The 15,239-nt window shown below is 71.6% G+C and carries 16 protein-coding genes, 1 tRNA gene and 1 other RNA gene; 9 read left to right on the top strand and 9 right to left on the bottom strand.

Going from position 1 to position 15,239, the window contains the following annotated elements:
* Nucleotide 1: 1 nt before the first annotated feature.
* Nucleotides 2-919, bottom strand: coding sequence for a TIGR03620 family F420-dependent LLM class oxidoreductase (locus EAD89_RS04090; protein ID WP_233578176.1), 918 nt, complete (start codon nt 917-919; stop codon nt 2-4).
* A gap of 127 nt (nt 920-1,046) precedes the next feature.
* Between EAD89_RS04090 and EAD89_RS04085 the strand changes: the two genes are divergently transcribed.
* The gene (locus EAD89_RS04085; protein WP_121674789.1) at nt 1,047-1,670 is read left to right on the top strand and encodes a TetR/AcrR family transcriptional regulator; all 624 of its coding nucleotides are present in this window, start codon (nt 1,047-1,049) and stop codon (nt 1,668-1,670) included.
* A 16-nt stretch (nt 1,671-1,686) separates the two neighbouring features.
* On the opposite strand, the gene EAD89_RS04080 is transcribed toward EAD89_RS04085, so the two are convergent.
* Nucleotides 1,687-2,622, bottom strand: a complete 936-nt coding sequence (locus tag EAD89_RS04080; protein ID WP_121674788.1) for a TetR/AcrR family transcriptional regulator C-terminal domain-containing protein — start codon at nt 2,620-2,622, stop codon at nt 1,687-1,689.
* A gap of 185 nt (nt 2,623-2,807) precedes the next feature.
* On the opposite strand from EAD89_RS04080, the gene EAD89_RS04075 reads away from it, so the two are divergent.
* Nucleotides 2,808-4,442 carry a carboxylesterase/lipase family protein gene (locus EAD89_RS04075; RefSeq protein WP_121674787.1) on the top strand — a complete coding sequence of 545 codons (1,635 nt, stop codon included), beginning with the start codon at nt 2,808-2,810 and terminating at the stop codon, nt 4,440-4,442.
* Between the two features lie 61 nt (nt 4,443-4,503).
* Here the strand turns inward: EAD89_RS04075 and EAD89_RS04070 are convergent, their stop codons facing one another.
* The gene (locus EAD89_RS04070) at nt 4,504-4,998 is read right to left on the bottom strand and encodes a hypothetical protein (RefSeq protein ID WP_199733408.1); all 495 of its coding nucleotides are present in this window, start codon (nt 4,996-4,998) and stop codon (nt 4,504-4,506) included.
* A gap of 248 nt (nt 4,999-5,246) precedes the next feature.
* On the opposite strand from EAD89_RS04070, the gene EAD89_RS04065 reads away from it, so the two are divergent.
* On the top strand, nt 5,247-6,905 hold the full coding sequence (locus EAD89_RS04065; protein WP_233578175.1) for an integrin alpha: 1,659 nt from the start codon (nt 5,247-5,249) through the stop codon (nt 6,903-6,905).
* 48 nt (nt 6,906-6,953) lie between these two features.
* Here EAD89_RS04065 and EAD89_RS04060 read toward each other — a convergent pair whose 3' ends face one another.
* Nucleotides 6,954-7,508 carry a hypothetical protein gene (locus EAD89_RS04060; RefSeq protein ID WP_121674784.1) on the bottom strand — a complete coding sequence of 185 codons (555 nt, stop codon included), beginning with the start codon at nt 7,506-7,508 and terminating at the stop codon, nt 6,954-6,956.
* 153 nt (nt 7,509-7,661) lie between these two features.
* On the opposite strand from EAD89_RS04060, the gene EAD89_RS04055 reads away from it, so the two are divergent.
* A complete protein-coding gene (locus EAD89_RS04055) occupies nt 7,662-8,894 on the top strand; it encodes an MFS transporter (protein WP_121674783.1) in 1,233 nt (410 codons plus the stop codon).
* Here EAD89_RS04055 and EAD89_RS04050 read toward each other — a convergent pair.
* Together EAD89_RS04050 and EAD89_RS04045 are read right to left on the bottom strand one after the other, a co-directional pair.
* Nucleotides 8,869-9,060, bottom strand: coding sequence for a DUF397 domain-containing protein (locus EAD89_RS04050; protein WP_121652456.1), 192 nt, complete (start codon nt 9,058-9,060; stop codon nt 8,869-8,871). The two genes, EAD89_RS04055 and EAD89_RS04050, sit on opposite strands and share 26 nt — an antisense overlap.
* Complete coding sequence (locus EAD89_RS04045; protein WP_121674782.1) at nt 9,051-9,818, bottom strand: helix-turn-helix transcriptional regulator; 768 nt, start codon at nt 9,816-9,818, stop codon at nt 9,051-9,053. Before EAD89_RS04045 ends, EAD89_RS04050 begins: the two co-directional genes overlap by 10 nt.
* 199 nt (nt 9,819-10,017) lie before the next feature.
* On the opposite strand from EAD89_RS04045, the gene EAD89_RS04040 reads away from it, so the two are divergent.
* Nucleotides 10,018-10,260, top strand: a complete 243-nt coding sequence (locus tag EAD89_RS04040) for a flavin reductase (RefSeq protein ID WP_121674781.1) — start codon at nt 10,018-10,020, stop codon at nt 10,258-10,260.
* On the opposite strand, the gene EAD89_RS04035 is transcribed toward EAD89_RS04040, so the two are convergent.
* Together EAD89_RS04035 and EAD89_RS04030 are read right to left on the bottom strand one after the other, a co-directional pair.
* Nucleotides 10,261-11,097: a class I SAM-dependent methyltransferase gene (locus tag EAD89_RS04035; RefSeq protein WP_121674805.1), complete on the bottom strand. Its 837-nt coding sequence runs from the start codon at nt 11,095-11,097 to the stop codon at nt 10,261-10,263.
* A 98-nt stretch (nt 11,098-11,195) separates the two neighbouring features.
* Entirely contained in the window at nt 11,196-11,639 is a 444-nt protein-coding gene (locus tag EAD89_RS04030) for a hypothetical protein (protein ID WP_121674780.1), read from the bottom strand.
* Nucleotides 11,640-11,931: 292 nt separating this feature from the next.
* On the opposite strand from EAD89_RS04030, the gene EAD89_RS04025 reads away from it, so the two are divergent.
* Together EAD89_RS04025 and EAD89_RS04020 are read left to right on the top strand one after the other, a co-directional pair.
* The gene (locus EAD89_RS04025; protein ID WP_121652450.1) at nt 11,932-12,441 is read left to right on the top strand and encodes a SigE family RNA polymerase sigma factor; all 510 of its coding nucleotides are present in this window, start codon (nt 11,932-11,934) and stop codon (nt 12,439-12,441) included.
* A 2-nt stretch (nt 12,442-12,443) separates the two neighbouring features.
* On the top strand, nt 12,444-13,433 hold the full coding sequence (locus EAD89_RS04020) for a hypothetical protein (protein WP_121652449.1): 990 nt from the start codon (nt 12,444-12,446) through the stop codon (nt 13,431-13,433).
* 110 nt (nt 13,434-13,543) lie between these two features.
* Here the strand turns inward: EAD89_RS04020 and EAD89_RS04015 are convergent.
* A tRNA-Ser gene (locus tag EAD89_RS04015) sits at nt 13,544-13,628 on the bottom strand.
* An 82-nt stretch (nt 13,629-13,710) separates the two neighbouring features.
* Between EAD89_RS04015 and ffs the strand changes: the two genes are divergently transcribed.
* Nucleotides 13,711-13,800, top strand: an RNA gene (gene ffs, locus EAD89_RS04010) — signal recognition particle sRNA small type.
* A gap of 203 nt (nt 13,801-14,003) precedes the next feature.
* The coding region (locus EAD89_RS04005; RefSeq protein WP_121674779.1) for a DNA polymerase III subunit gamma and tau at nt 14,004-15,239 on the top strand (1,236 nt) is incomplete at its 3' end.

The following is a 15,239-nucleotide window of genomic DNA, read 5'->3' as shown; positions in this document are numbered from 1 at the left end:
GTCAGTGAGTTGTCGGGGTGGCGGCGAAGCTCGGCAGGAGGTTCGCCAGGTCGCGCCACTGCGCGAGGGGCAGCGCCGTCCGATCCGGATCGTCGGGGCGCAGCACGTGGAGGGCGACGTGGTCCGCGCCCGCGTCCAGGTGCTCCCGAATGCGCGTGGCCACCGCGTCCAGGTCACCCCAGGCGACCACGGCGTCGATCAGGCGGTCGCTGCCGCCGGGGACCAGGTCGTCTTCGGTGAACCCCAGGCGGGCCAGATTGGCCCGGTACGTCGGAAAGCCGATGAACATGCCGATCCCCGCCCGAGCGGCGGCGCGGGCCCGCTGCGGGTCCTCTTCGAGGACGACAGCCAGGTGCGGTGCGACCAACGGCCGCGCGCCGACACGGTTCCGCTGCGTCACCGTGTAGTCGGGGGTCACGAGAAACGGGTGCCATCCGGCCGTCCGGTCGGCAGCGAGGTCCGCCATCTTCGGACCGAGCGCGCCGAGGATGCGGCGCCCGGCGGGAACCGGCCGGGGCGCGGCGTCCAGCGCGTCCAGCCAGCGGCCCATCGTCTCCACCGGCCGGCCGTAGTCCTGGCCAGCCTGGGCGGCGGAGTGGGCGTTGCTCACCCCGAAGCCGAAGATCGTCCGGGGCCCGTGTGCGGCGTCCAGCGCGGCCAGCCGGTCACCGAGAGCCACCGGGTCCTGGCCCCAGATCGCCAGCACGCCCAGTGCGACCGTGGCGTGCGGTGCGGCCGCCAGCAGGTGTGCGACGTCGTCGACGGCCCCGACGCCGTCGAGACCGGGCACCCACAGCGCCCGGAAGCCCCGCTCGTCGAGTTCGGTCGCCGCATCCCGGACGGCCGGGTTCGCGGCGCCACGCAGCTCCATGCTCCAGAGCCCGACCGCAGGCAGCGAGGGGTTCAGTCGAGTCGTCACACCATCCTCCAAGAATTCTGTACCGAGCGGTACGTATCTGACCGTAGCAACCGTCGGCCCGGTCCGCAAATTTCTGTACCGATCGGTTGCGCCGCGGGTAACATGGCTGGCGGGAGGTGGTGCAGCCGTGCCGCAGAGGGGACGACCACGGGGTTTCGACGCCGAGGCGGCGCTGGAGCGCGCGGTCGAGGTGTTCTGGCGCCAGGGCTACGAGGGCGCGTCGGTGAGCGACCTCACCGCCGCCATGGGCATCAACAAACCCAGCCTCTACGCCGCCTACGGCGGCAAGGAGGAGCTGTTCCGCAAGGTCGTGGCCCGCTACGCCGAACAGGACATGGGGTACGCGCGGAACGCGATCGCCCAACCCACCGCGTACCAGGTCGTCGCCACCCTGCTCCGGGAGAACGTGCTCGCCGTGACCCGGCCCGACCGTCCGGCCGGCTGCCTGTCGATCCAGGGCGGCACAGCCTGCTCCGACGAGAACGCGCCGGTCGCCGGGTTTCTCGCCGCCAGCCGCCTGGCCGGTGAACACGCCCTCGCCGAACGGTTCGCCGGCGCCGTCGCCGAAGGCGACCTACCCGCCGACGCCGACCCGGTCGCGCTCGCCCGCTTCGTCATGATCGTCACCGAAGGTCAGGCGGTGCACGCCGCCGCCGGAGTCAGCCGGGAGGACCTGCAGCAGGCGGCCGAGATCGCGCTCGCCGGTTTCGCGGCCGCGTCCGGGGCGCGGCTACCCGAGCGCGCCACCTGAGCCCGGCGACCGGCGCTCACCCTCGGAGCAGCACCGCCACCCCGTCGAGGAGCCGTTGCAGGCCGAACTCGAACAGGCTGTCGGCGTTGAGGTCGATCTCCGACCGGGCGAGCCGGGCCAGGTGCGGAAATTCGCCTGCGGCCAGCAGCCCGGCCAATACCTCGGCCTGAGCCACCATCCACTCGTCGTCGGTCAGGCCGGTGTCCTGTTCCGCCTCGGCCCCCTGTTGAAGGTTGACCGCCGTTCCGCGTACGTGGTTGGCCAGCTCGGCCACCAGGTGGAGCTGGGTGTGCTGGTCCAGGCCGTGACCGGCCAGGGCGCGCAGGGCCCATTCGGTGTGCGCGACGGCGTGCGGCGCCATGAGTGGGCGGGTCAGCGAGATGACCTGGGCCAGCCAGGGATGCCGCCTATAGATCGACCACTGGAGCCGGCAGAGCAGCTCCAGTTGGGCTCGCCACCCGGGCGGGAAGGTCTGCGGCAGGCGATGGACGGCGAAGGCCGCGTCCGCCATCAGCAACAGGAGCTGCTCCTTGCCGCGGACCTGCCGGTACAGCGACATGGTCGGCACGTCCAGCTCGGTCGCGATGCGCCGCATGCTCAGCGCCGCCAACCCCTCGGAGTCGGCGATCCCGGTGGCGGTCCGCACCACCTGGTCGCGGGTCACCCCTCCGCCGGGCCCCCGCCGGGCGTCGACCCGGGCGCCCCGCACGGTCGACGTCGACTCCGGGCCGGTCACCACCATGCCCACACCGGGCAACGCCCGGACCAGGTCCTCCTGACGGAGCACGCTGAGGGCCCGGCTGGCGGTCGCCATCGCGACCCCCCACTCCCGGACGATCTGCCGGGTGGACGGCAACCGGTCGCCGGGGCCCAACTCGCCCTCCGCGATGCGCCGCCGCAGCTCCCCGACGATGCGCAGATACGGGGGTGTCGACTCGTCGATCTGCGTCACGGTCGGCCTCCCGCCGGTCGGGGGTGTGACCGTAGCGCACTAGAGCGCCGGCCGTCGGCCCGTCGGTGTTCGCCGGTGCTGACGGTCGGCGTACTAGAGCTCCCTGGCCGACTGGTGGCCAGGTCGGCATGCTCGCCGCAGCACGGTGCGTACGCCGTACCGGCTACCGACGAACGGAGGAAACCATGACTAGCATTCCGATCCGGCCCGCCCGCCGGGCCCGGTCCCGGTGGGTCGCCGCGCTGGGTGCCGTCGCGCTGCTGGCGTCGGCGGTGGCCGTCGGCCCGGGCGCCTCGGCTGCCACCGGCCGGAGTGCGGCCGTCGTCCGGACCGACCTGGGCGCGGTGCGCGGGACCGTAGCGGCGGACCACCGTTCCTTCCAGGGCATCCCGTACGCCCGACCGCCGCTGGGGGCGCTGCGGTGGGCCCCGCCGCTGCCGGCTCCAACCTGGACCGGCGTCCGCGACGCGACCCGGCCCGGGGACGCGTGCGCCCAACTCCAGGGGCTGCCGATGGACGATCCCTCGGAGTCCGAGGACTGCCTCTACCTCAACGTCACCACGCCGCGCACCTCCGCACGGACGCCGCGCCCGGTGCTGGTGTGGCTGCACGGCGGCGACTTCCGGTTCGGCAGGGGAGACGTGTACGGCGGGCAGCGGCTGGCCGCCGGCGGTGACGTCATCGTCGTCACGGTCAACTATCGGCTCGGTGCGCTCGGCTTCCTGGCGCATCCGGCGCTCGCCGACGGGGGCCGGTCGGTCGGCAACTACGGCCTCCAGGATCAGCAGGCGGCACTGCGGTGGGTGTCACGCAACGCGGCGGCCTTCGGCGGGGACCCCGGCAACGTGACCCTGTTCGGTCAGTCGGCCGGAGCGACAAGTGTCTGCGCGCAGTTGGCCGCGCCGGCCTCCGCCGGCCTGTTCCACCGGGCGATCTTGCAGAGCAACTCGTGCGCCAACCCGGTGCAGACCCGGGCGGCGGCGACCGTGGCGGCCGACGAGTTCGCCCGGACGGTCGGCTGCGCCGATCCCCGTACGGTCGCCGCCTGCCTGCGGGGGCGGGACCCCGCCCGGTTGATCGAGGCGGCCGGCTATCCGGGTGCCGGTGTCGACCTCGGCCCGGTCGTCGACGGCCGCACGCTGCCGGTGGACCCGGCGGAGGCGCTGGCCGCCGGGCGACTGCATCCGGTGCCGGTGTTGACCGGGATGAACCGGGACGAGTCCCGGCTCCTGGTGTGGGGGATGGAACGCAGTGGGATGAACTGCCCGACCCCGCCGGAGCCGGACCAGCAGCCCGAATCGTGCCCGCTCACCGACGAGCAGTACCGCGAGCAGGTGCGGGCCGCCTTCGGTGACCGGGCGGAGGAGGTGCTGGCCCGTTATCCGCGCGACGACGCGTACTCCGCCAGCGAGACGTTGGCCGCCGTGCTGACCGACCACGACTACGCCGAGCCGATCTACTCCGCCGCGCTGGAGTTCGCCCGGCGGGTGCCGACGTACGCCTACGAGTTCGCCGACGACGACGCGCCGTTCTTCACCGACGGGCCCGAGTCGACGTTCCCCACCGGCGCGTACCACTGCGCGGAGCTGCCCTACCTGTTCGCGGTCGACTACGCCGAGGCGCTCACGCCGACGCAGCGGCGGCTGTCCGACGAGATGGTCCGGGTGTGGAGTGACTTCGCGCGGGCGGGCCGGGCGGACTGGCCCCGACTGCGCGGCGGGTCGCCGTACGTGCGGGTGCTGGCCGGTGACGGCGGGTCGGGCACGAGGGATTTCGCCGAGGCCCACTCGTACGACTTCTGGCGAACGTTCCGCGGCTGACGGTGCTTTGGCGCGTCGAGCGGGTCGGTCCGACGTGGACCGGCCCGCTCGGCGCTCGGAATCAGCAGGGTCCGGCGCCCTCGTCGAACAGGCGGCGGGCCCAGTCGGCGTACCCGGCGATGGTCTTTCGGACCGTGCGTCCGTCGTGCAGGAAGAGGTACGCGCGGTCGCCGTGGTGGGCGAGCAGCCCGTCGAGCCGGTACGTCCCCTGTGGAGCACGCAGTCGGGTGACCGACGGATAGCGGGACCAGACCTGGTCGACGGGTGAGCCCGCCGTGATGCCCTCCGGTGTCCGCATCGGCTCACCGACCCAGAGCAGCACCAGTCGGTCCTCGGCGAAGACCGGGCTGACCGTGTCGTGGCCGGCGAGCATCGGCCCGCAGGCATCCAGGTCGGTACGCAGGATGCCCCGGCGGGTCAGCTCGTCCTCGGTGTCACCGAACTCGATGTTGCGCAGACCGTTCAGGTCGATGATCTCCACGCTGCCGGCGGGCCGTCCGTCCGGTATCGGGCCCGGTGGCGGCACGCCGCTGCCGGCGATCGAGGCAGCCGTCAGCAGCGCGGCAATAAACGCAAATTGTCGCAATTTCATGGAATCCCCCAGTCCCCAACGGAACCGGGGCGTTCAGGTTGCTGCCGGTCGCCGGATTTCTGGAGCGGCGTCGAGACTCCCCGGCCGCCAGCGCCGGAGTCCGTTTGGTCGATGGGGATGCCCGGTCGTCGCCCGCCCTGCCCGTTCGCCTTATTTCAGCAGTCGAATCGTCCGCCTACTGTGTCCAGGCGCCTAACGGAAGCGGGGTTCCCTTGCAGCGAAGTGCACCGATCTTAGTTGTCTCCACCGTGCTGGCCAGCCTGGCACTCAGTGTCCCGGCGGAGGCTGCGCAAGGCGTCCGGACCATCACCCGCGAGGGCGTCGTTCTCCAGCACCACCGGGTGTCGTTGCCGAGGACGATCACCCCGGTACGGGGCGCGGGCGTCGGCCGCTCCGACTTCGACGGCGACGGCGTCGACGACATCGCGGCCACCGGCGACCCGTTCAACTACAACCTGCCCCAGACCCCGACCGGCGTGGTCAGCGTGCGCTACTCGTCGGCCGCGCAGGTCGACTACCTCATGGGCGTCCTGCCAACCGACGGCGGTTGCAGCTGTTTCGGTCTGGCCCTGGTGGCGGGCGATTTCAACGGCGACCGTTACGACGACCTGGCGATCGGCGACAGTGACGAGCAGGATGCCCGCACCAGGACCCACGCCGGCGGGGTCTGGGTCATCCCGGGCAGCCGCACCGGCCTGGTCGTCGACTCGGCGGTCCACTTCAACCAGGATTCGCCGAATGTTCCGGACAACCCGGAGAGCTACGACCGGTTCGGTGCCGCCCTCGCGGCCGGTGACATCAACGGGGACGGCCGCGAGGACCTCGCCGTCGGCGCGTTCGGGGAGGCGATCGGAAGCAAGGCGAGCGCGGGCGCGGTCACCGTCCTGCTGGGCGGGCCGACCGGCCTCACGGCGACCGGAGCGCAGCACCTCCACCAGGACCTGGCTGCGGTGCCCGGCGGGGCGGAGGCCAACGACCAGTTCGGCTTCTCACTCGCGATCGGAAAGGTCGACAACAACCGTTACAACGACCTGGTCATCGGCGCTCCTCGTGAGGACGACGGCGTGACCTCAAACGGCAGCGGGATGGTCACCCTGATGTGGGGCTCGGCGAGTGGTGTGTCGTCGACCGGCGCCACCGCGGTCTCGGGTGCGGCGGTGGAGCCGAACGATGGGACCGGCACCATCGCGTGGTACCTGGGTGACACGCTCGCGGTCGGCGACGTGAACGGTGACGGGCTGGGCGAGGTGATCGCCGGGGCGCCCGGCGCGCAGACCCCGCACATCAACGGCGGCCTCGTCGCGGCCTTCGCCGGCCGCTCCGGCGGCCTGTCCAGCAGTGCGGTACAGATCATCACGCAGCGTACGGCCGGCGTACCGGGAGACCCCGAGTCCGACGACCGCTTCGGTGGTGCGCTGGCGACCGGTGACGTGACCGGCGACGGCAGAGCGGACGTGCTGGTCGGCATCCCCGGCGAGGCCATCGGCTCGCTGGCCGACGCCGGTGGCGTCGCCCTGCTCAAGGGCTCCGCCGCCGGCTTGACGGGGAGCGGCGCCCAGGGGTTCGACCAGAACCACCCGACCGTTCCGGGCGGGTCCGAGAGGGGGGACCTGTTCGGCGCCTCCGTCGCCCTGTTGAACCTCAACGGCAGGGGCGGGCTCGACGCCGTCGTGGCGTCGACCGGGGAAGAGGTTGGCGGCGACCTTGCCGGATATCCGTCCGGGGTCGTCATTCCGTTCCACGGTGCCGCCGGCGGGCTCGAACCGCTCGACCGCACGTGGAGTGGTTTGTCCCTGCGCACCGAGGTCGTCTGGCCCCAGCGCTACGGCCTCCGCATCGCCGGGCCGCAGAGTGGCGGCCCGCTGTACTGAGACCGTGCACGACAACGCCCGGCCGGTCCGCCATGGATCGGCCGGGCGTTACCCGTTCTCCCACTGCTCGACCAGCTCATCCCAGTAGTCGGCGCTGAGCCGACGCCGCCCGTGCGCCAGCCAACCGTCGGTGTTTCGTTCCAGGTGCAACCCCAGTTCGGCGAACGGGTCGATCCACGCGCCCGGCTCGACACCGAGCCGGGTGAGCGCCATGTTGATCGGCCACTCCTCGCGCGGCGCGTCGAGCACGTCGTCGAACCGTGGCCCCCAGGACCGCGCGCCGCCCAGCCACACCACCGCCGACTGGTAGCCGGCGCCACCGCCGAACTCCGCCTCCAGGTACGCCACCGGCCCGGACTGCGACCAGCGAGCCAGCAGTTCGACCAGCGGCGACGACAACACCAGGCCGAACGGGTGCTCGGCGCTCCGGTCGTCCACCGAGAAATCCGGCAGTGACCCGGTCAGCTCCACCACCAACTGCGGGGTGACCGGCAGCAGCGCGAAATCCTGGCGCAGCTCGCCGAGGACCGCGTGATCCAGCTCGGTGGTGTGCTCGCGGAGCAGTTCCGCGTCCGCGACCACCGCGCTGAGCTGGTAACCCATCCAACCCTCCGCCGTCCACAGCCTGTGGATAGAACATGTGTACGACGGGATCCGGGCCCGTCGGCGTCGATCCCCGGACCGTACCCGCCGGGCGCAGTGGGCACCCACCGCGGCCACCGTTCGGGCAGAATCGGCCGCTGGCGGGGAGGTGCGATGAGCTGGGGTACGGCCAGGGTGCTGGCCAACCGCGACGCCGGCCGCTATCTCGGCGGCGTGCTGGTGTCCGGTTTCGGCACCGCGGCGATGCTGCTGGTGGCCGGCATCTGGGTGAAGGATCTGAGCGGGTCGAGCAGCCTCGCCGCCCTGGTGACCCTGGGGGTGTGGGCGCCCACCCTGGTCGGGCCACTGCTCGGGCTGCTCGCCGACCGGTTCCGCCGCCGACCGCTGCTGATCGTCCTGCACGCGGTGATGGCGGCTCTGCTGCCGTTGCTGCTGCTGGTCGACTCGGCGACCCGGGTGTGGCTGATCTTCGCGGTGATGACCGCGTACGGGATCACCTTCGTGCTGACCGACGCGGCCGAGGCCGCGCTGGTGCCGGCGGTGGTACCCGGCCCGCTGCTCGGTGACTTCAACGGGCTGCGGACCACGATCAACGAGGGGATGAAGCTGCTCGCCCCGCTGGCCGGAGCGGCGCTCTTCGCCGCGTACGGCGCGCACCCGGTGGTGCTGCTGGACGCGGCCACCTTCGTGCTGGCCGGCATCGTCTTCTGGTCGTTGCGGGTTCGCGAGCAGTCACCCGGGCCCGCCGAGCGCTGGAGCCGGCAGCTCGCCGACGGATGGGGGCACCTGCGCCGACACAGCGTGCTGCGGCACATCGTCGGCTGCGCCGCACTGACGATGGTGCTGATGGGGCTCAACGGCGCCGTCGCGTACGCCGTGGTGGACGCCGGTCTGGGACGGCCGCCCGAGTTCAACGGCGTGCTGGCCACCGTGCAGGGCGTCGGGTCCCTTCTCGGCGGCCTGGCCGCCGGATCGCTGCTGCGCCGCTTCGGCGACCGGCGGGTGGTGGCCGGTGCGGTCGCGGTCTTCGCCGTCGGGCTTGCCCTGCGGGCCACGACCTCGGTCGGACCGGTGGTCGCCGGTGGGCTGGCGGTGGGACTCGGCGTGCCGCTGGTGCTGGTCACCGTCTGGACGGCGGTCCAGCGGGAGACGCCGGGCGAGCTGGTCGGCCGCGTGGCGTCCACGGTCAACACGCTGACGTTCGGCCCGTCCACCGTGGCCCTGCTGGCCGGCGCGAGCCTACTCGAAGTCGTCGACCACCGACTGATCCTGCTGACCGCCGCGGCCGCCGCCGTACCCCTTGCGCTCTGGTCCCTGCGGGCCCCGCCCGGCCCGGGCGGCCCGGCCGCGTCGGTTCCGATCAGGCCCGCCGAGCGAGCTGGGTGACGAACGCGCGCCAGGCAGTCGGGGTGAAGGTGAGGGCCGGCCCGGAAGGGTTCTTCGAGTCGCGGACGGCGACCACGTCAGGCAGGTTGTCGGCGACCTCGACACAGTTGCCGCCGTTGCCGCTGCTGCGGCTGCTCTTGCGCCACCGGGCGCCGTTCAGCTCCATGTCTCCGCCACTTCCGTGATGAGATCGACCGACTGCCAGTGGGACAACGCCTCGCCGCGCACGTTCTCCCACGCCGCCATCATGGCCGCGATGTCCTCCGGGTCGCTAGCGAGATGTCCCTGTAGTTGGTTGTCCAGGTAGCCGGCCACTCGATGGTCGTTGCTGTGAGCGATCACGAACGGCCCGTTGAGACCGGCGTAGGCGCCGACCGAGGCAGGCACCACGTGCACCCGGATGTGCGGCTCGGCGCACGCCGCGACGACGGCCAGCAGTTGCTCGCGCATGGTCGACCGACCGCCGACCGGCCGGCGGAGGACGACCTCGTCGATGACCGCCGTGAACTGCGGCGGGTCGTCCCGCTTCAGCAAGCTCTGCCGGGCGAGTCGGGCCGTGAGGTGCCGCTCGATGTCCGCCCGAGGGATCAGCCCCGCGCCGCTGAGCACGGCGCGGGCGTACGCCTCGGTCTGGAGCAACCCCGGCAGGACCACTGACTCGTACGACCGCAGCGACACCGCCTCGCGCTCGATCTCCTGCCAGGGACGGAACCAGATGGGGTCCCGACGTCTCGAAGTGTCCGGCCAGATGTCCGACACGTCCTTGTGGAGAGCCTCCGCAGCCGCGAACCGGTGCCGAGGATGCGGGATCCGGCCCTCGGTCAGCCAGCGCCCCACGGTCTTCGGGTCGACGCCGACGATTTCAGCGAGTGACTCGGCGGTGTGCCCAGTGTCGCTGAGCGCCACCCGCAACGCGTCGTTCACGGCCCCTCCATCGGATGTCTCGAATATCTGCTGACCATATCGCTACGGGCTGTATCTGTCCGGTGACGCGCGCGAGGCTGGTCCGCAGAGGACGGCGGGGCCGGTGGAGGCGAAGGAGCCCGGCGGTCGGCGTCAGTCAGGGGGCCGCCCGGACGGGGAGGCCGGGCGGCCCCCCTTCCATCGCGAAGGAGGCCCACCCATGCCCCGCCGCCGCCACCGTGATCACCTGCCAACCCGTCCCACCTGGCGTTGCCGGGTGTGCGGGATCGCCTGGCCCTGTTCGGCGGCGAAGTTGCGGCTGCTCGGCGAGTACCGGCACGACCGGGTGGCACTGCTGGTCTACCTGGCGACGCTCCAGGTCGAGGCCGGTGAACAGCTCATCGGTGCGGACCCGGCCCGGCTGGCCGACCGCTTCCTCTCCTGGGCCCGCCTGCGCGGCTAGTCAGGGGCGCCAGATCACCACTGCGACCTCGCGTCTGCGCTCGGCGAAGCGACCATCGCGTGCCGCTTCGGACAGGAGGCGACGCAGATCCGCCTCGAAGGCGGGGAGTCGGTCGGCGAACAGGCGTGGTGCCGAACTGGACAGGGAGAACACCGCCGAGACGATCTCGTCGACGCTGCGTTCCGCGACCGCCCCTCCGGGGACCTCGATGCGGGTGGGGCCGGTGAAGCCGGCCTGCCGCATGATCGTCTCCTCCCCGCCGGAGGTGCCGGCGGGGAGCCACCCCTGTCCGGCCCGGCGGACCGGTCCCAGGTAGCTGGCGACCAGGTCGTCGATCTGCCGCCACGGCGGACGGGGGTACGGCAGCGTCTCGTCGTCGGCCACGCCCTGGTGGGTGTTGGCGGCGACGTGGACCCACACGCCGTCCGGTGCGAGCATGTCGCGGACGCGACGGGCCACGAGAGGCCGGTCCATCCAGTGGAACGACTGGGCGAACGTGGCCACCCGGAACGTGCCCAGGTCGGCCGGCAGGTCCTCGGCGCGCAGGTGCCGCCACTCGATGTTCGTGGCTCCGACCTCGCCGGCTCTGCGTCGCGCCTCGGTGAGCATGCCCTGGTCGGCGTCGACGCCCACCGCCGCCTCGAACAGTGGCGCGAGCAGGAGCGTCAGAGATCCGGGCCCGCAGCCGATGTCCAGGAGCCGACCGGTGCCGTCGAGGCCGAGTGTCTCCCCGACAGCCTCGGCGAGCCGGGGCGGGTAGGGCATGCGGCCGATGCTGTAGTGGCTGGCGCTGCCCGCGTACAACGTCTGGTCCCATTCCCATGCCGTTGCTGCCACGACATCGATGAGACCACAGGATCCGACGGCGGTCGGGGAGCCGGCGTCCATCGGTGTTGCCTACGCACCTCCGAAGGACGCCGGCCGCCTCGATCTGGTCAGCCGTCGATGCTGGGCCATTCTATGTTCGAGCAACTCGCCTGAATCAGGTTGTCCGGACCGTCAACCAGGCAGATCTTGACCCCGATGACCTCGCCCTTCGCGACGTTGTTCGGGAAGATCGTGTACGGGTCGTAGATCACCGAGGTGAACGCGCCGGAGCCGTTGTACTTCGTGCCGAGGTACTTCCCGTGCAGCCACGCCCAGACCTGCACGCCGTGGCCGTCCGCGGCGATGTCGCGGATCACCAGGTAGTCGTCGTTGTTGCCGCCGCCGGGCGCTCCGGGGCCGTAGTCGATGAAGTCGACCGCGCCGCCATACGAGCCGGTGTAGACCGTGTAGTCGTCGTTGCCCGCGGCGGCCGCCGGGTTCGTGGTCATCAGGATCGCGGTCAGTGCGGCTGTCAGCGGCAGCAGTACCCGCCTGGCAAGGGTCCGTGTCATGTCCGTCGCACTCCTCTGCTTCGCCTGCTCCGGCCCCTCGGTGAGCGCCGGTTGACTTGAGCTTCGAGGTGCCGCCTTGTCGAAACCTTGGACGAACCTGGAATGCATGATCAGGCGCGATTCGGGCGGGCCGCCGAGCCCCGGTCGAGTCGGCCGAAAACCGGGGACCTGGGCTTTCGGAGCGCCGGGCGTGGTTCGCTGAGAGCGCCAGACGTGCTGAGCCCGAGAAAGATCCGACACCCTTGACAACGTCCGCGCCCATACGCGTGTCTCCCCCCATGTGACGACCGTAATGAAGCACCGACCAGCCGGGACGGCGAGCGACGCGGAGCAGGATTTTCGGGCTTTCGTCCAGGGGATCGCCGCATCGTTGCACCGCACGGCGTACCTGCTGTGCGGGGACTGGCACCTGGCCAACGACCTTGTCCAGGAGACCCTGGCGAAGGCGTACAGCAATTGGCGCAGGGTCCAGCGGGCCGACAGCCCGTCCGCGTACGTGCGACGCATCCTGATCAACGAGTCGCGACGGGGCTGGCGCCGGAACCGGAACATCACGGTGCAACCCGACATCGACAGCACCGTCGCGGACATGTCCGACGAGGTCGTGAACCGCGCCGAACTGCTCCAGGCGTTGCAGTCGCTGCCCGCGCGGCAGCGGGCGACCGTCGTCCTGCGGTTTCTCGAGGGGCTCAGCGAGCGGGAGACCGCAGCGGCCCTCGGGTGCAGCGAGGGCACCGTCAAGAGCCAGACGAGCCGGGCGTTGATCAAGCTCAAGTCCGTACTGAACCGAGGAGACATCTGACCATGCCACACGACACCGAGGCACGTCTGAGCGCGACTCTGCAGGGCATCGTCGGGGATCGGCCGTACGCGCCGGATCTCGACCAGATCGAGAGCCGCGGACGGAAGCTGCGGCACCGCCGCATGGCGTGGCGCGCGACTGCCGGCACCGGCTTCGCCGCCGCTGTCGCGGCGGTCGCCGTGCTCACCACTGGCACGCAGGCCCCGGCGCCCAACCTCGCCGCCCCGAACTCGGCGGCGGCCAGCAGTGCGACCGCCGAGAACGCCCCGCTGATGAATCTGGTCGGCTATCTGACCACCGCCCCGCGGCCCGAGGGCGACGCGACGCTCGTGCTGCGCAACCAGGTTTACACGGACGGCCTCAAGGTCGCTGTGTGGGACGTGTTCGCCGACAACGGCGACCTCTACTTCGCCAAGACCCGCGGTGCCCTCCCGGCGAGTGTGAAGGGCAAGCCCGCCGGGGACGGCGACAGCGAGGCCGGGAGGAAGAAGGCGGTCGCTGCGGCGGAGTACGCGGCCAAGGGCGACCTCAACGAGGCCCGCAAGAGGATGGCGCTCGCGTACGTGAAGGACCCGAAGACCGCGCCAACTCTCCAGGCGCCCGGCGTCAAGCCGTCCGGTCCCGCGATCGACGAGAAGCTCAAGGCCACCGGCCAGGACGCGTCCACCGTGGGCAACCTGACCGACAACTGGGTCTGGGGAAGCTCGGTGGACGCGCTGAAGGCCGGCGCCGGCAGCCCGACGGTGCGCGCTGGGGTGCTGCGGCTGCTGGGGCAGATGCCCGAGGTCAAGGTCGAGCAGGGCACCATCGACGGCCAGCCGGTGCTCACCCTTGCCGCCGGCGCGCTGATCAGCGGCGGCGGCACTGACAGCCTGACCATCAACGCCGAAACCGGCCTGCCGATCAAGTACGTCTCGGAGAGCGTGGGCGTGACCGTCAACTACACGGTGACCCGTGTGACCCTGGCCGACGTGGCCGCGGGCAGGTTCTGACCCCTGCGAATCGACGCCAGGGCCGGTCCGTCCGCCGGCCCTGGCGACCCACAAGACGAACGCCCGGCGGGTCCCTACGGACCTGCCGGGCGTTCGTGCTGTTCAGCGAGCGGAGGATACGAGATTCGAACTCGTGAGGGTGTAAACCCAACACGCTTTCCAAGCGTGCGCCCTAGGCCTCTAGGCGAATCCTCCGCGAGCCAGGATACAGGCCCCCGCCGGCCCGGCCACCCCACCACCCCCTGAAGATCGACGGGCGGTCGGGTAGGCTTGGCGGCACCTCCCGTGCGGCGGTATCTCGTGAACCTCCCCAGGGCCGGAAGGCAGCAAGGATAAGCGAGCTCTGCCGGGTGCACGGGAGGCCTTTTTGTCTGTGGGCCGGTTGATCCACTCGACATCAGTGATGTCGCGGTGTCCCGGTCGCAGGGACACCGCGATTTCCAGGAAGCCGAGTCGATCAAGCCCCGGCGACCAGGCCGGCAACGCGCGGCAACCCAGGCGCCCGGGGTGGTGGGTGGTCACCCGCGCCCGACCGGCGCAGAATGGCTCGGTCGAGAGGAGGCGGGACGAGTGACGCTGGCGCTCTACCGCAAGTACCGGCCGCGTACCTTCGCCGAGATGATCGGCCAGGAGCAGGTCACCGAGCCGCTGTCGCAGGCGCTGCGCAGCGGCCGGCTCAACCACGCCTACCTCTTCTCCGGCCCACGTGGCTGCGGCAAGACCTCCAGCGCCCGGATCCTGGCCCGCTCCCTCAACTGTGAGCAGGGCCCCACTCCCGAGCCGTGCGGCAAGTGTGAGTCCTGCCGCTCGCTGACCACCGACGGCGCCGGCTCGATCGACGTCATCGAGATCGACGCGGCCAGCCACGGTGGTGTCGACGACGCCCGCGAGCTGCGCGAGAAGGCGTTCTTCGCACCGGCCCGCAGCCGCTTCAAGATCTACATCATCGATGAGGCGCACATGGTCTCGACGCAGGGCTTCAACGCCCTGCTCAAGCTGGTCGAGGAGCCGCCGGAGTACGTCAAGTTCATCTTCGCCACCACCGAGCCGGAGAAGGTCCTCGGCACGATCAGGTCGCGGACCCACCACTACCCGTTCCGGCTGTTCCCACCGAAGGTGCTCCGGCCGTACCTGGAGCAGCTCACCCAGGCCGAGGGCGTCTCCGTCGAGCCGGCGGTCTTCCCTCTGGTGGTCCGCGCCGGTGGGGGCAGCATGCGGGACAGCCTCTCGGTGCTCGACCAGCTCATCGCCGGCGCCGGGCAGGAGGGGGTCACCTACGCCCGTGCCGCCGCTCTGCTCGGCGTCACCGACGCCGCGTTGATCGACGAGATGTGCGACGCGCTGGCCGCCGGTGACGGCGCCGCCGCGTACGCCACGGTCGACCGGGTCGCCGAGGCCGGGCACGACCTGCGCCGGTTCGCGTCGGACCTGCTGGAGCGGCTGCGCGACCTGATCGTGCTCCAGCAGGTGCCGGACGCCGCCGCGAAGGGCCTGATCGACGGTCCGGCCGACCAGATCGAGCGGATGGCCGCCCAGGCCTCGCAGCTCGGCCCGGGCACGCTCTCGCGCTGCGCCGACATCGTGCACGACGGCCTGGTGGAGATGCGCGGCACCACCGCGCCCCGGCTGCTGCTGGAGCTGATCTGCGCCCGGATGCTGCTGCCCGGCGCGGACGACTCCACCGGTGGCCTGCTCCAGCGCCTGGAGCGGATGGAACGCCGGCTCACCCTGAGCGCCGCCGACGCGCCGCCGGCCGCCGCCGGCTCCGCGCCCGCCGCCCACCCGGGGGTACGCCCACAGCCCGCC

This window comes from Micromonospora sp. BL4 (genome assembly GCF_003667505.1).
GTDB lineage: Bacteria > Actinomycetota > Actinomycetes > Mycobacteriales > Micromonosporaceae > Micromonospora.
This window is presented reverse-complemented; position numbering and strand designations above follow the sequence as displayed.

What these genes read in the sequence shown, in the direction of transcription:
- EAD89_RS04025 (WP_121652450.1), top strand. Translation starts at nt 11,932, where the DNA reads ATGAAGCACCGACCAGCCGGGACGGCGAGCGACGCGGAGCAGGATTTT.
- EAD89_RS04075 (WP_121674787.1), top strand. Translation starts at nt 2,808, where the DNA reads ATGACTAGCATTCCGATCCGGCCCGCCCGCCGGGCCCGGTCCCGGTGG.
- EAD89_RS04050 (WP_121652456.1), bottom strand. Translation starts at nt 9,060, where the DNA reads ATGGAGCTGAACGGCGCCCGGTGGCGCAAGAGCAGCCGCAGCAGCGGC.
- EAD89_RS04040 (WP_121674781.1), top strand. Translation starts at nt 10,018, where the DNA reads ATGCCCCGCCGCCGCCACCGTGATCACCTGCCAACCCGTCCCACCTGG.
- EAD89_RS04020 (WP_121652449.1), top strand. Translation starts at nt 12,444, where the DNA reads ATGCCACACGACACCGAGGCACGTCTGAGCGCGACTCTGCAGGGCATC.
- EAD89_RS04060 (WP_121674784.1), bottom strand. Translation starts at nt 7,508, where the DNA reads ATGGGTTACCAGCTCAGCGCGGTGGTCGCGGACGCGGAACTGCTCCGC.
- EAD89_RS04030 (WP_121674780.1), bottom strand. Translation starts at nt 11,639, where the DNA reads ATGACACGGACCCTTGCCAGGCGGGTACTGCTGCCGCTGACAGCCGCA.
- EAD89_RS04055 (WP_121674783.1), top strand. Translation starts at nt 7,662, where the DNA reads ATGAGCTGGGGTACGGCCAGGGTGCTGGCCAACCGCGACGCCGGCCGC.